Source organism: Aquimarina hainanensis, assembly GCF_042684685.1.
Taxonomy (GTDB): Bacteria; Bacteroidota; Bacteroidia; order Flavobacteriales; family Flavobacteriaceae; genus Aquimarina; species Aquimarina hainanensis.
Map to the genome: position 1 here is coordinate 287,691 of NZ_JBHULX010000001.1, position 14,720 is coordinate 302,410.

At 34.9% G+C, this 14,720-nt stretch carries 16 protein-coding genes; 7 read left to right on the forward strand and 9 right to left on the reverse strand.

What is annotated here, in order from left to right; all coding sequences use genetic code 11:
• Nucleotides 1-44 precede the first annotated feature (44 nt).
• Entirely contained in the window at nt 45-737 is a 693-nt protein-coding gene (locus ACFSTE_RS01330) for a zinc metallopeptidase (protein ID WP_176027932.1), read from the forward strand.
• Between the two features lie 139 nt (nt 738-876).
• Here the strand turns inward: ACFSTE_RS01330 and ACFSTE_RS01335 are convergent, their stop codons facing one another.
• From ACFSTE_RS01335 to ACFSTE_RS01345, 3 genes are all read right to left on the reverse strand, one after another.
• On the reverse strand, nt 877-1,290 hold the full coding sequence (locus tag ACFSTE_RS01335) for a carboxypeptidase-like regulatory domain-containing protein (RefSeq protein WP_378258065.1): 414 nt from the start codon (nt 1,288-1,290) through the stop codon (nt 877-879).
• A gap of 327 nt (nt 1,291-1,617) precedes the next feature.
• Entirely contained in the window at nt 1,618-2,088 is a 471-nt protein-coding gene (locus ACFSTE_RS01340; RefSeq protein ID WP_176027930.1) for an Lrp/AsnC ligand binding domain-containing protein, read from the reverse strand.
• Between the two features lie 79 nt (nt 2,089-2,167).
• Entirely contained in the window at nt 2,168-3,538 is a 1,371-nt protein-coding gene (locus ACFSTE_RS01345; RefSeq protein ID WP_176027929.1) for a saccharopine dehydrogenase family protein, read from the reverse strand.
• A gap of 153 nt (nt 3,539-3,691) precedes the next feature.
• Between ACFSTE_RS01345 and ACFSTE_RS01350 the strand changes: the two genes are divergently transcribed.
• A complete protein-coding gene (locus tag ACFSTE_RS01350) occupies nt 3,692-4,075 on the forward strand; it encodes a DUF423 domain-containing protein (RefSeq protein WP_176027928.1) in 384 nt (127 codons plus the stop codon).
• 71 nt (nt 4,076-4,146) lie between these two features.
• Nucleotides 4,147-5,703 (forward strand): phosphoenolpyruvate carboxykinase (ATP), encoded by a 1,557-nt coding sequence (pckA, locus tag ACFSTE_RS01355; RefSeq protein ID WP_176027927.1) that lies wholly within the window; start codon nt 4,147-4,149, stop codon nt 5,701-5,703.
• 136 nt (nt 5,704-5,839) lie between these two features.
• Here pckA and ACFSTE_RS01360 read toward each other — a convergent pair whose 3' ends face one another.
• Together ACFSTE_RS01360 and ACFSTE_RS01365 are read right to left on the reverse strand one after the other, a co-directional pair.
• Nucleotides 5,840-6,586: a uroporphyrinogen-III synthase gene (locus ACFSTE_RS01360; protein ID WP_176027926.1), complete on the reverse strand. Its 747-nt coding sequence runs from the start codon at nt 6,584-6,586 to the stop codon at nt 5,840-5,842.
• 34 nt (nt 6,587-6,620) lie between these two features.
• Nucleotides 6,621-7,277 (reverse strand): DUF4271 domain-containing protein, encoded by a 657-nt coding sequence (locus ACFSTE_RS01365; RefSeq protein WP_176027925.1) that lies wholly within the window; start codon nt 7,275-7,277, stop codon nt 6,621-6,623.
• Between the two features lie 185 nt (nt 7,278-7,462).
• Here ACFSTE_RS01365 and ACFSTE_RS01370 point away from each other — a divergent pair, with 185 nt between their 5' ends.
• Genes ACFSTE_RS01370 through ACFSTE_RS01380 form a run of 3 tightly spaced genes read left to right on the forward strand, consistent with a single transcriptional unit; the run spans nt 7,463 to nt 10,033 of the window.
• Nucleotides 7,463-8,194 (forward strand): polyprenol monophosphomannose synthase, encoded by a 732-nt coding sequence (locus ACFSTE_RS01370; protein ID WP_378258069.1) that lies wholly within the window; start codon nt 7,463-7,465, stop codon nt 8,192-8,194.
• Between the two features lie 2 nt (nt 8,195-8,196).
• Nucleotides 8,197-9,537 carry a dihydroorotase gene (locus tag ACFSTE_RS01375; RefSeq protein ID WP_176027923.1) on the forward strand — a complete coding sequence of 447 codons (1,341 nt, stop codon included), beginning with the start codon at nt 8,197-8,199 and terminating at the stop codon, nt 9,535-9,537.
• Between the two features lie 40 nt (nt 9,538-9,577).
• Complete coding sequence (locus ACFSTE_RS01380; RefSeq protein ID WP_378258071.1) at nt 9,578-10,033, forward strand: DUF4296 domain-containing protein; 456 nt, start codon at nt 9,578-9,580, stop codon at nt 10,031-10,033.
• 24 nt (nt 10,034-10,057) lie between these two features.
• Here the strand turns inward: ACFSTE_RS01380 and ACFSTE_RS01385 are convergent, their stop codons facing one another.
• Nucleotides 10,058-11,071 carry an NAD-dependent epimerase/dehydratase family protein gene (locus tag ACFSTE_RS01385; protein WP_378258073.1) on the reverse strand — a complete coding sequence of 338 codons (1,014 nt, stop codon included), beginning with the start codon at nt 11,069-11,071 and terminating at the stop codon, nt 10,058-10,060.
• A 191-nt stretch (nt 11,072-11,262) separates the two neighbouring features.
• Here ACFSTE_RS01385 and tyrS point away from each other — a divergent pair, with 191 nt between their 5' ends.
• Entirely contained in the window at nt 11,263-12,558 is a 1,296-nt protein-coding gene (gene tyrS / locus ACFSTE_RS01390) for a tyrosine--tRNA ligase (protein WP_378258075.1), read from the forward strand.
• Between the two features lie 82 nt (nt 12,559-12,640).
• Here the strand turns inward: tyrS and ACFSTE_RS01395 are convergent, their stop codons facing one another.
• The 3 genes from ACFSTE_RS01395 to ACFSTE_RS01405 form a co-directional block, all read right to left on the reverse strand.
• A complete protein-coding gene (locus ACFSTE_RS01395) occupies nt 12,641-13,093 on the reverse strand; it encodes a YHS domain-containing (seleno)protein (protein ID WP_176027919.1) in 453 nt (150 codons plus the stop codon).
• 87 nt (nt 13,094-13,180) lie between these two features.
• Entirely contained in the window at nt 13,181-13,696 is a 516-nt protein-coding gene (locus ACFSTE_RS01400) for a DUF350 domain-containing protein (protein ID WP_176027918.1), read from the reverse strand.
• A gap of 9 nt (nt 13,697-13,705) precedes the next feature.
• On the reverse strand, nt 13,706-14,719 hold the full coding sequence (locus ACFSTE_RS01405) for a hypothetical protein (RefSeq protein WP_378258077.1): 1,014 nt from the start codon (nt 14,717-14,719) through the stop codon (nt 13,706-13,708).
• Nucleotide 14,720 lies beyond the last annotated feature (1 nt).

A 14,720-nucleotide genomic window follows, 5' to 3' on the forward strand; every position in this document is an offset into this window, starting at 1 on the left:
TTTTGTTATTATATTAGCAAGTAACAATGTAAAATTATGTAATTATGATGGGATATTATATTCTTGGAGGAATCATTTTTTTGGTAAGCTCCTTGGTGAGTAGTCGTTTGAAAAGCAAATTCAAAAAATATTCTAACATGTATCTGTCTAATGGGTTAAGTGGTCATGAGATCGCGACAAAAATGTTGCATGATAATGGGATATATGATGTAAAAGTGATTTCTACTCCTGGTATGTTGACAGATCACTATAATCCAATGAATAAGACAGTGAATCTTAGTGAAGGAGTATATAATCAAAGAAATGCAGCAGCAGCAGCAGTGGCAGCACATGAATGTGGTCATGCGGTTCAACATGCGACGGCTTATAGCTGGTTGACAATGAGGTCTAAGATTGTGCCTGTAGTTGGTATAGCGGGAAAGTTTTCTAATATTGTGATTATGGCTGGGCTGGTTCTTACGGCTTCAGCTTCGGCAATAGGAAGTACTGTATTTCTGGCAGGGATTGTATTGTTTGCGATGACAACTTTGTTTAGTGTAATTACATTACCTGTCGAGTACGATGCGAGTAACCGGGCATTAGCCTGGTTAGAAAATACCAATACTCTGACAAAAGAAGAACATGGAGCGGCAAAAGATGCTTTAAAATGGGCAGCAAGAACATATGTGGTAGCTGCACTGGGATCTATAGCAACGCTTCTGTATTTCATCTCCATCTTTTTAGGAAGGAGAGATTAAAAAGTAGTACGTAAAAAACAAATAGAAGAAGCCTCAACTTGAGAATAGGGGAAATCAATGTTGAGGTTCTTCTTGTATATCAACACTTCGTAAATGCTAAGTGCATATTACTTGGGGTAAAGGTTGATAATGCTTCTGTCTATTCTTCTTCTTTAGGAAGCGTTCTTTGTTGTTTGTTTTGATTCTTGTGATTATCTTTTTGAAAAGAAAGCTGATGAGTTGTTTTTTCTGATATGGATATAATAGGGGTTAAAAAGAAAAGCAACGGTTCGTTATTATCTGTTACGATAATAGTTTCTTTTTTGGATTGATAATTAGAATCGTTAATAGCGATTTCATAGGTTCCTTTTGATAAATTATTTATCTGGAAATACCCATTTTCATCTGTAGAAGTTCCGTAAAAATTACCTTTAGAGCTAAAAAATATAGTTGTTCCAGGTATAGGAGTCTCTGTGTTTTCTTTCAGTATTTGTCCGTGTATATCATACGTTCGCTGTCCAAACAATGAACAGGTGGATATGAGTAGAATAAAGAAGAAAAAATAAGAATTCATTTCTTTTTATTTAGACGGTTTTTAAATAGTTACTGTGAATGCGAAAGTATTAAAAAATGAAAATGCTTTCTTTTTTTGTGAGAAGTTTAACCGATTCTTTTGGTTTTTAAAATGTTCATTTTTTTTGAGAATATTTTCATTAAACACTTTTGTTAATCATTGTTTTTCAGTTTGTTGTGTTTTTGTGTAAAAGTTTTTAAGTACGTTTTTACCCTTGTTTAAGTATTAAAATTGAGTTAAAAATAAGATTTTTCTTTCGAGACTAATCGAGATGTTTATGTCCTCAAGAGGTGGAAATTGAAAAACATTTTTTATAGTGGGGGCGGATTATATCTTTATTTGCCTGTCGATTTGCTGATCCAGTGATATAAAAGTCTCTGTTCTGGAAACCCCTTCGATTGCCTGAATGTTTTTATTTAATACAGTCATGAGATGTTCGTTGTCTTTACAAAGGATTTTGATAAAGATAGACCAGTTTCCGGTAGTATAATGGCATTCGATTACTTCAGGAATTTCTTCTAATTGTTTAACAGCTTTTGGGTTGCTGACGGCTTTGTCTAAGTATACTCCGACAAATGCCATAGTTTTGTACCCTAATATTTTAGGATCTATAATAAATTTGGATCCTGCAATAAGTCCAGAAGCTTCCAGTTTTCTTAAGCGTTGATGGATGGCTGCTCCCGAGATGTTTATTTTTCGGGCAATCTCTAAGATGGGTCTTCTGGCATCTTCCATAAGATTTCGTAAAATCTCTTTGTCTGTACCATCTATTTTTATACTATTTCCTTGATTCTTCATAGGGTGGGTGGTGCGGTAATGATCAAAATATTAATTTGATGCTTGGGTTGATTTAATTTTTTTAAAAGATATGTAATGATTAGCCGGTTACTCTATTAGGGTTGTACCCGAGATATTCACATTCTTTTTCTTTAAAAATGATTCCGTATTCCTCTAATTCTTTGAGGATAGGTTTATATACTTGTTCCTGTATAGGGATTTGAACCCCGGTAAGTGTTATTTCCTTGTTTAGAATTCTTAGGGTTGCCATTGCTACTGGTAGTCCTACTGTTCGTGCCATAGCTGTATATGTCTGATCTTCTCCTATACTGACCATGGTAGCATCAATTTGTTTTTGCTCACCATTGATCTCGTATCCAAATTTGTGATACATAACGATCATGTCTTTATCTCCTTCGTCTAATGTCCATTTGTCCATTAATATTTTTTGAAGGATTTGAGCAGGGGTAGCATTAGGAATGCCTATTTTTTTGTCAGGATTAAAGAGGTCTAACTCGATTAGCTTAGCCCACATAATATCATCCTGATCAATTTTTAGATAATGTCTTAGTTTTAATTCTACGGAATCTGTAGGAGAATATGCCAGGAAAGAATTGGTGAACTCCCTGTAACTCATATTTTCGGAGTTTTCAATTGTGTAATCATCAGCGGTCATTCCTAGTTGTACAAATGTATTCCAGGCTCTGGAGAACCCTATTTTTCGAATAGTTCCTCTATAAAGTGTTAGGATATCATCAAGTCCGTAAATGCTTTGGTATTTTAGGGAGTTTCTGTTGGCATAGGCTTCAAATCCTCCGTATTCTTCTATTTCCAGAAATTCAGTCCTTCTAAAAAGTTTGTGATATGGAATGTATTTATAGGTGCCTTCTTGAAGAAATTCTGCAGCACCTCCCTGTCCGGCAACAACCACATTTCTGGGATTCCAAGTGAATTTGTAATTCCATAAATTGGTATCGCTTTCGGGAGCGACAAGTCCTCCGGTAAAGGATTCAAAAAGAACAACCTTAGCTCCTTGTTTTCTGATGCGATCTAATACCTGCATAGCACTCATATGATCGATTCCCGGATCAAGACCTATTTCATTCATAAATAACAATCCTTTTTCCTTGGCTTTTTTATCTAAGGCTTGCATTTCTTCACTTACATATGAAGCTGTTACCATTGATTTGTTGTATTGCAGGCAATCTTTTGCAACTTCTATATGAAATCTCGCGGGGAGCATAGAAACAACAATATCTGCATTTTTGATAGCTGCTTTCCGAGAGTCGCTCTTGAAAACATCTAATAAAATAGCAGTTGTATTAGGGTGGTTAGCTTCTAGTTTTTTGGCGTTTTCTAAAGAAATGTCCCCAATAGTAATATGTAGATTTTCAGTGACAGATTTGTCCTGTAAATATTTTATTAAAACAGCAGTAGACTTACCTGCACCAATAACCAATATCTTTCGCATACTTCATAAGAATTTTGATAACTTTGATACGAATGTAGTAAATAAGGGAAAAAAAAAGTTCGATATCACTAAGTGTTAATTGTGTTTCATTAAAATTTTTGTCTTTATTTATGAAAAACAGATAGAATATAATCAAATTAGGTAAAAAAAACAATGAATAAAGCAATTTTGATTACAGGGGTTGTTGCTGGTATGTTGGCGGTTATTCTGGGAGCTTTCGGAGCTCATGGTTTAAAAAAAATAGTGGACTTAGCAGCAGTTGACTCTTTTAATACAGGAGTTAGGTATCAAATGTATCACGCAATTGTATTATTGGTACTGGGAAGTATGTCCAAAATAGAAGAACAAAGGAAAAAAAGTATATTTTATCTTTTTACTATGGGAATGGTATTGTTTTCAGGATCTATTTACTTACTGGTTGTAGATCAGTCATTAGGGATTGATTTATCAGGAATAGGGTTTGTAACCCCTATTGGAGGAAGCTTGTTAATCGTTGGGTGGTTTTTATTTTTACGGGCTATTATTAAGATAAAGTGATTTTTTTAGTGGTAGTGAATTAATTATTCCTAATTTTGTCGATACATATAACTAACACAACATATTTTTTTATGGAATCACGAGATCCAATTACGAAAAGGTTTTCGTTAGAAAATTATGGTATTGAGAATGCCACAATGAGGTATCAATTGTCGACAGATGAGCTTCAGGAAGAAACGGTATTAAAAGGACAGGGAAGGATTACAGAATCAGGAGCTCTTGCTGTAAATACAGGGGAGTTTACAGGTCGTTCTCCTATGGATCGTTTTATTGTCAAAGATGATATTACTGCTGATAAAGTTTGGTGGGGAGATATCAATATTCCTTTTGATAAAGACAAATTTGATGCACTATATGCTAAGGTAACAGCTTATCTTTCCGGCAAGGAAGTTTTTGTGAGAGATAGTTACGCCTGTGCAGATGATGCGTATAGGTTAAATATCCGAGTGGTAAATGAGTATCCATGGTCTAATATGTTTGCCTATAACATGTTTTTGAGACCAACCGAGGAGGAATTAGAAGGATTTGCTCCAGATTGGTTGATTGTTAATGCTCCCGGTTTTATGGCGGATGCCTCTGTAGACGGAACACGTCAGCACAATTTTGCAATCCTGAACTTTGAAAAAAAGATAGCTTTAATAGGAGGGACAGGGTATACCGGAGAAATTAAAAAAGGAATTTTTTCAGCTTTAAACTTTATTCTTCCTGTAGAGAGAAACTGTCTTCCTATGCATTGTTCTGCTAATGAAGGGAAAGATGGTACTACAGCATTGTTTTTTGGATTATCTGGTACAGGAAAAACAACCTTGTCTACAGATCCTAAGAGAAAACTGATTGGAGATGATGAGCATGCCTGGACGGAAGAGAACACAGTTTTTAATTTTGAAGGAGGATGTTATGCCAAGGTGATCGATCTTTCTCAGGAAAAAGAGCCTGAGATTTATGGAGCGATAAAGAAAGATGCGTTGCTGGAAAACGTAATTATAGATAGTGAAGGAGTTGTTGATTATACTAATAGTACAATTACTCAGAATACAAGAGTGAGTTATCCGATTCATCATATCGAAAATATTAAGACCCCAAGTAAAGGGAAAACAGTAGAGAATATTTTCTTTTTGACTGCAGATGCTTTTGGGGTATTGCCTCCGATTTCTAAATTGACTAAAGAGCAGGCTTCTTTTCATTTCATTAGTGGTTATACTGCTAAGGTAGCAGGGACAGAAGCAGGAATCAATGAGCCAAAGCCAAGTTTTTCAGCTTGTTTCGGAGCTCCGTTTATGCCATTACATCCCAAAGAATATGGGGATATGCTAATGGATAAAATTGAAAAAACAGGAGCTAATGTTTGGCTGGTGAATACTGGATGGACAGGAGGAGCTTATGGTACGGGAAGTCGTATGAAGCTTAGGTATACAAGAGCGATGATTAATGCAGCCTTGAATGGAGAGCTGACAGATGTTTCTTATATAGAGGATAAGCATTTTGGTCTAAGTGTTCCGGAAACTTGTCCAGAAGTGCCATCAGAGATTCTTAATCCTAGAAATACATGGGAAGATAAGGAGGCTTATGATGCAAAGGCAGAAGAGTTGTTAGCTTCTTTTGAGAAAAACTTTGAACAATTTAAATAACATAGTGTAGAGAAAAATGTGTCGTGTTAGCTTTCGACACATTTTTTGATAAAAAGAAAGGGAGTGAAATTTTTCACTCCCTTTCTTTTTATGTTTCTTATTTGTTTATTAATGATAGTGTTACTAATAAAAACATTTATTTTTTATTCACTTCTTTAATGTATTTCTGAAGCGCCATCGTCATTGATGGGGTTTCAGGGGTTGGTGCTTGTATGTTTACATCCAATCCGTGGGCTTTTGCAGCTTTAATGGTAGAGTTCCCGAATACGGCAATTCTAGTGTTGTTTTGCTGAAAATCTGGAAAATTCTCGAAAAGCGACTGAATACCAGAAGGGCTGAAGAAAACCAGAATATCATAAAATACATCTCTTAGATCTGATAGATCGCTAACAACAGTTCTGTAGAAAACCGCTTGTTTCCAGTTGACCTTTAATCCATCTAAGGTTTCAGGAATTTCTTTCTTTAATTTGTCAGAAGAAGGAAGTAAAAACTTTTCGTTTTTGTATTTCTTTATCATAGGAGATAATTCCTGAAAGGTTCTTTTTCCTACGTAAATTTTTCGTTTTCTGTAGACAACATATTTCTGTAAGTAGTAAGCTACAGCTTCACTTTGACAAAAATATTTAAGGCTATCCGGTACTTTATAGCGCATCTCTTCAGCAATTCTGAAAAAATGATCTACTGCATTGCGACTTGTAAGAATAATCGCAGTGTATTGTGATAAATCTACCTTTTGTTGTCGTACCTCTTTGGCGTCAACACCCTCAACATGAATGAATGGTATAAAATCAATTTTTACCTTTTCTTTTTCTTCAAGCTCAAAGTAAGGTGAATTCTCTACTTTAGGCTCTGGCTGCGAGACCAAAATTGTTTTCACTTTCATATTACTTAATTTTCATAAGTTTTAAGTTTAAGGTTTATCGGGCAATAAGCTTAAACAGCATAAAATACGGGGCAATTTCAAAGGCGCAAAGATATAAAATAAAATAAAATAAGTTGTTTAAAATAACGTTTTCATTCTTTTTGTAGATCATAAGAAGGATGATAAGGTTGATAAGAAGGGTCGAAAAAAGAATGATAGAAACCAGTAAATGTGTAGGGGATACTGTGTATGTCAGTATAATGTCAACTGGTAATAAAATAAGTCCTATGAAATTTCTGTAGGATATTTTTTGAAAAATATAGTCCTCAATGATCTCATCTATCGAAAAAACAGTTCCAAATATTTTTTCAACTAGCATTTTTCCGATTACAAATAATCCGTAAATCGTCATTATTTTAATAAAAAAAATGAAATCCTGCGAATGAGAGTTCCATTTCAAGGTGTTAAAACAGATGAAAGCAAATAAGGAGATGGAAATGATTTGCGCCAATATAAGCATGGCATTAAAAGAAGAGGATAAACGCTTAGGTTTTTGATGCAATGTAATATATTTACTGGTGTTGAACAGCCTGATAAAATCGTTAAACTGAGGAGCATCGATTGTTTTTGCAATGGCTAAAAAAACGAAGCAAAAAAGCAATGCAATAGTGATCCAATTGGTGTCCGATATGTGACGGGTAATCATATCCATAATTCAGCGATAAAATTACGCTTTAGATATTATATGGTAAAATATTATAGCGTACAATTTATACGGTTAGCACATTTCCTTGAGATCTTTCTTTCAGGAGCGATCTTCAAAAATCATAATTGTTGAGCGAAACAGACTAAAAAACCTTGTGAATATTTAATTATATTTGCCGGAAAAGAGCCTAAATGGTAGATGCTATCGTAATTATTCCTACCTATAATGAAATAGAAAATGTAGAACGTATTATAAGAAATGTGTTTTCATTACAGCGTAGGTTTGATATTCTTATTGTTGATGATAATTCTCCTGATGGAACGGCTGTTTGTGTCAAAGAATTACAAAAAGAGTTTCCAGATCGTCTTTTTTTGAAAGAAAGAAAAGGAAAGCTAGGATTGGGGACTGCTTATATTGCTGGATTTAAGTGGGCATTAGAGCGATCCTATGAGTTTGTTTTCGAAATGGATGCAGATTTCTCTCATAATCCTAATGATTTGATACGCTTGTATAATGCTTGTGCTAAGGGGACATCACATGTAGCAATAGGGTCTCGATATGTGACAGGAGTCAATGTAGTAAATTGGCCAATGACCAGAGTGCTATTATCCTGGGGGGCTTCTAAATATGTCCGGTTTATAACAGGGATGGATATTCATGACACAACTGCCGGATTTATCTGTTATAAAAGAGAAGTGTTGGAAAAGATACGACTGGACAAAATTCAATTTATGGGGTATGCTTTTCAGATAGAAATGAAATTCAAAGCCTATTTACTGAAGTTTAAAATAAAAGAAATTCCAGTGATTTTTACCGATAGAACCAGAGGAACCTCTAAGATGAGTAAAGGAATTATTTCTGAAGCTGTTTTTGGAGTGCTAAAAATGAAGATAAAAAGTTTATTTAATTTATACGAAATATAATCATGCAACAAGTACTAATTAAGAATGCTAATATCGTTAATGAAGGAACGATTTTTAATGGAGATGTTTATATAGAAGATGGTGTTTTTAAAGAAATCGCATCGCAAATTAGTGCCAAGTCTCCTGATGTGTTAATTATTGATGCAGAAGGGAAGTACTTGTTACCGGGAGTTATCGATGATCAGGTACATTTTAGAGAGCCGGGATTAACGCATAAGGCAACTATTGAGACAGAATCTAAAGCTGCAATCGCAGGAGGAATTACGTCTTTTATAGAGATGCCCAATACCGTACCTCAAACCACAACAATAGAAAAATTAGAAGCTAAGTTTTCGATAGCGGCAGAGAGTAGCTATGCAAACTATTCTTTTATGTTTGGAGGGACAAATGATAATCTGGAGGAAATTATGAAAGTGGATTCCAAAAATGTGGCCGGACTAAAATTATTTTTAGGATCCTCTACAGGAAATATGCTGGTGGATAATCCAGAGGTTTTGGAAAAGATCTTTGCATCTACGGATTTGTTAATTTCGGTACATTGCGAAGATGAAGAAACTATTAGAGAAAACACCAAAGTATATAAAGAAAAATACGGAGATGATATTCCGATTGAATTGCATCCGGTAATAAGAAGTGAAGAGGCTTGTTATTTATCGTCTTCAAGAGCAGTAGCATTAGCTAAAAAAACAGGTGCCAGATTACATGTGTTTCATTTATCTACAGCGAAGGAATTAGCTTTGTTTGATCATACAATTCCTTTGCAGGAAAAGAAAATTACAGCAGAGGTTTGTATTCATCACTTATGGTTTTCGGATGAAGATTATAAAGAAAAAGGGACATTGATCAAATGGAATCCAGCTGTAAAAACAGCAGCGGATAGAGATGCGTTGTTAGAAGGATTGTTGATGGATAAACTAGATGTTATTGCTACGGATCATGCACCACATACTGCCGAGGAGAAAGACAATGTGTATACGAAAGCCCCTTCTGGGGGACCTCTGGTACAACATGCACTACCAGCTATGTTAGAATTGTATCATCAGGGGAAAATAAAATTGGAAAAAATAGTAGAGAAGATGTGTCACAATCCAGCTATTTTATTTCAGGTAGAAAAAAGAGGATATATCAAAGAAGGTTATTTCGCCGATGCAGTATTGGTAGATCTAAATGCTCCATGGACAGTTAATAAAGATAATATTCTATACAAGTGTGGGTGGTCTCCTTTTGAGGGGAGTACTTTCAAGTCCAGAATAACTCATACATTGGTTAATGGAAGTGTGGTGTATGAAAACTTTACGGTATCAGGGATTAAAAACGGAAAACGTTTGACTTTTGACCGATAAACCTTTAAGGGATATATAAAATACGTTTAATTAAGAAAAAATGAATAAGAAGCTTTGTTTGGTAATAATGACGATCGTGGTTTTTTCATGTCAGAGTATCGACAAAAAAGAAAAACCAGATCCTTTTATACAAGAAGAGAGGATGGTAGAAATTCTGACGGATATTGCTTATGTAAAAGCGGCAAAGATTTCTTATAAAAAAAAATTGGAAGAAAAACACTTTGATCCCGAAGCCTATATTCTAAAAAAACATGGGATTGACAGTCTTGTTTTTGAGAAAAACAGGGCTTGGTATATTACAAAATTAGATCGCTATAAAAAGGTTTTTGATAGTGTTAAAAAGCAATTAGAGAAGAGAAAAGTAGCCTATGAAGAACTCGAAAAAAAAGAAGATTCATTAAAGAGGAAAGAAGATTCACTTCGAATGTTTATTCATAATAAAAACAAAGAAAAACGGGAGATTAAACAACTGAAAAAGGAGCGTAAAAAGAAGTGATTATTTTATTTCTGTATCCTTGATTTATTTTTTTTCTTCCAGGAAGAAATTAGCAGCCTCTGTAATGGAGGCTTCTATTTTTTCAAACGAATAAGTGAGCTCTTTTTTGATTTTTTCATTTTCATAAAATGTTTCCGAAAAAGCACTTTTGATAGAAGATCTGAATATAGATCGTTTGGTTCTGAAAAGACGATATCCGATTAATTGCAAGTAATATCCGGTTTTCATCAGAAAGACAGATGCTTTTTTATGAGGCGGTTTTTTATGAAGGGCGTGAGCAATAAGGGTGAATACGGTTTTGTAACTATTGTTCTCACTAACGAGAATATACCGTTCGTCAGAATAATTCCCTTTCATTAACCTGTGTGTGATTTTTACAACATCTGATACGGCGACATATCCAGTGATTCCCGGGGTATGATAAGATAACCCCCTGTGTATTTTAGAAAAAAGTAGCCCGCTTCCACTATCGTAGAAACCAGGTCCGATGATTATTCCCGGATTGACAATAACCGTGTCTAGTCCTTCCTTATTTCCTCTCCAGACCTCCATTTCTGCTCCGTATTTAGTAATGGCATATACCGAATGAGGTTCTTCGGAGTTCCATTCGGAGCTTTCATTGATATTTGTGTTTTCAGCTCCTTTGTTTAGAGTGGCGATCGAACTTATATAACATAGTTTCTGTACTTTTTTTTGTATACAGATATTGACAATATTGGCGGTTCCTTCGATGTTCGTTTTTCGAAGTTCTTTATAATCTGCCGGGTCAAAAGAGATAAGAGCAGCACAATGATAAACATGGGTGACGTCGTTAAAAGCATCCGTGAGTCCCGGAACATCTTCTAGGGTACATTGAATCCATTGAATAGCAGAGAATAAGGAGTCTCCTTCTTGTGGGTGATGGTAATTAAAAATATGCCGAACATACTCTTTTTTTGCTTCTGTACGATACAATGCCTTGATAGGCAGCTCTTCTTTTACCAGTGTTGCTAATAGATGACTACCGACTAACCCTGTTGCTCCTGTAACTAAAATCATGATATAATTTCTGCTGACTAAAGTATAAATTATTTGTTAATCTGAGAGTCTAAAAAGAGCAGAGTTACTATAAACCTCTTCTGTGGAAATGTGTTTTTTTATACAATACCCAATAGGATTTCTTCATGTATCGATAGTGTAATATTATCTCATATTTTTATATTTGTAGGTCATAATAGAAACATAGGAAAATGACTAAGAACTTTATAGAAGAGATCACTTGGCGAGGGATGTTACATGATGTAATGCCAAATACAGAAGAACATCTGTTAGAAGAAATGAGGGGAGCATATGTGGGGATTGATCCTACGGCAGATTCCTTGCATATTGGTCATCTTGTTGGAGTGATGTTATTACGTCATTTCCAATTAGCAGGACATAAGCCTTTTGCGTTAGTAGGAGGTGCTACCGGTATGATAGGAGATCCTTCGGGGAAATCAGCAGAGCGTAATTTGCTAGATGAAAAAACATTAAGACATAATCAGGAGGCGATAAAATCTCAATTAGAGCGATTTCTGGATTTTGATAGTGACGCAGCTAATGCAGCGGTTTTAGTAAATAACTATGACTGGATGAAGGAGTTTTCATTTCTGGAGTTTATCAGAGATGTAGGAAAGCATATTACGGTTAATTATATGATGGCAAAAGATTCTGTAAAGAAAAGGTTGTCTTCTGAATCTTCAGAAGGGATGTCTTTTACAGAGTTTACATACCAGTTGGTACAGGGGTATGATTTTTTACACTTGTTCAGAACGCATAATTGTACCCTTCAGATGGGAGGTAGCGACCAATGGGGGAATATTACCACAGGTACAGAGTTGATTCGTAGAATTGGAGGAGGAAAAGGCTATGCATTGACCTGTCCATTAATAACTAAAGCAGACGGAACTAAGTTTGGAAAAACTGAAGGAGGTAATATCTGGTTAGATGCTGCGAAAACATCTCCATATAAGTTTTATCAATATTGGTTAAATACCAGTGATGAAGATGCTGAAAAATATATTAAAATCTTTACTTTCTTAACTAAAGAGGAAATAGAAGCATTGATTGCTGCACATAAAGAAGCACCACATCAACGTGCCTTGCAGAAAAAACTAGCAGAAGAAATTACTGTTATGGTACACTCTAAGGAAGATCTGGATAATGCGATTGCAGCATCTAATATTCTGTTTGGTAAATCTACTTCTGCAGATTTAAAAGGATTGGACGAAGCTACATTTTTAGATGTGTTTGAAGGAGTACCTCAGGCAGAATTAACAAAGGATTTGATTACTGAAGGATTAGATATTGTTGGGGCATTAGCACAGCATACCGGTTTTCTTAAATCCAATGGAGAAGCAAGAAGAGCTTTAAAGGAAAATTCAATATCTGTCAATAAAGAAAAAGTATCTGATTCATATACGATAGCTACTACAGATTTGATTAATGATCAGTTTGTATTGTTGCAGCGAGGAAAGAAAAACTACTTCGTTATTCGTGTAAAATAAAAGATTAAAAAAAGAACAAAGCCTGTCGGAATTTTCCAGAGCAGGCTTTGTCAACCAACCAATCAATTATTGAAAAAATTCTCTAATGTTTAAGGGTGCTGCCCAATTTCGCCCAATTTTTATCGGCTTTTTCTTGCAGGTCTTCTGCACCTTCCTGTTTCCATTTTTTTAGGGTGTTAATACCCCATGAATTGTAAAACAAATACAATTTTCCATCCCGTATCTCAAATGTTTTAGGGTTTATGGAAACCTTTTCGCCATTAATGCCAATCGCATATGCGCAATATCCGCCATATTGAGGAATATACTTTATGGGATTTTTGTCAAATTTTTCTTTATTTGCGGCAGTAATGAACTGATAGCTTACACCGTTATAGGAACTAGTAAAATTGGGGTCCCCTTTAATTGCTTTATTGTTGAAATATTCTGTAACATCATATCCATTAGCAACAAGACCATTTTTGGTATTGTAATCCTGTTGCGCATAAAAAAACGTAACGACAAACAAGCAAATTATAAGAACCCTTTTTTTCATAGCATATTCTTTTCCGTAAGCAAAGAATAAGTCGGAGATAAAAAAGATTCCTTACATCTTAATTACAGAATTATAAGCAGAAGTGCTTTAAAGAAAATTAGTGGTTTCCGGATAAGGGATTAGTGCACTGATAAGTAAGCTGATACTGTTTTTGGCAATAATAGTAATCGATAATAACGTAGCGGTTACAATCAGTGCGGTAGAGGTGTTGTTTTGCTGAATATCCTTAAATTCATTAATCCCTTTTGTCAGTGCAGAAAACAAAAAGAAAACAGCAATGTTTGTCAGTACAGCAAAGACAAAACCGATAAATAAGTATACTCCTGAATAGGTTATAATTTCAGTGATTGATACTTGATCCTGTCCGGATAATGAAATTCGTATGATATTAGTGATAGACGGGATGATTTCACTTAAAATAAGCCCTATAGACAGGATAATCCCTCCGGTAAAAATAGAAAATGCAATATTATCTTCTCTTAGCGATACTTTTTTTAAAAAAACTTTTTGAAGAATTTTGAAGGAAATAAATATGATGACTACTGAAACAAAAATAGATAGTAGTATTTCTATAGAGGCGAGCGTTAGTAGTTTCGTTTTCATATAATAGTTTTATGTGTTTGTCAGGATGATATTCCAGTGTTTTATGTTTGCAAAGTTACTGGGGAGAACGCCGATTGAGAAATTTTTTGAGGTAGTTTCCCATACGTAATAGCGTTTCCCTTTATAAGGTTTAAATTTTCCTTTGGCAGGAATATGAAGTCCCAGGATAGAATGTTTGTAGTAATTACTGTTTAAGATGGCTACCTCGTATCCAAAATGGTTCAGGATGGCAAAAATAAGTACAGTACGGGTGTCACAGTCTCCTTTTAGATTGCCCATGAATAAGGTAGGAGGTTGTATCCCGAAGGGTATATTACCAATGCAACATTTCTGGCATTTTTGCAAGATATCTCTAATTGATGCTTCGTATTTTTCGGGAGATTCGCACTGTTTGCTAAAAACGAAAGAATACGGAATATCTTGTACAAAGGAAACAACCATCTCGGCAAACTCGAATTGCGTTAGCTTTTTTTGTTTTTGAATTTGTTCGAACTCCTGAAGAATTAAATCCAGGTGAGGCGTATTCGTGTTTATAAGATATGCATAGAGATTTGCCCAGTGCATTTTTTGTAAGTGAGAAGTGTGATTGTCGTACGCTTTGGCAGAAGCAAAATAATCCCTTTCTCTAATAGAGAAATCTCCTGAGAATCTATTTCCGTAATTATCTTTCCACTTTCTTTGATGTGTCAGGATAAAAAGAGAATCCCCGTTAATTACTTTTTTTTCCTTAGATACAATTTCTGAAGTTTCTGGCTGGTAGTCATGGATGTTATCGCTGCTGAATAACAAGTTTTTTAAATAAAATATAGCTGCGAATAGGATGACATTAGGAATGAAATACTTTGCAGGTTTCTTTTCGATATACTTTCCGGTAAGCCACGAGAAAAGCAATAAAAAGAAGATAAATAAAGTAAATAAGCGGACAGGTATAAAAAAGCATACAAAACTACTGCTGATAAAAGCAATTAAGACTATTGCAGGATAGCCAAGGCAACCGAGCGTATTGTTTTTTTTCGAAGACATT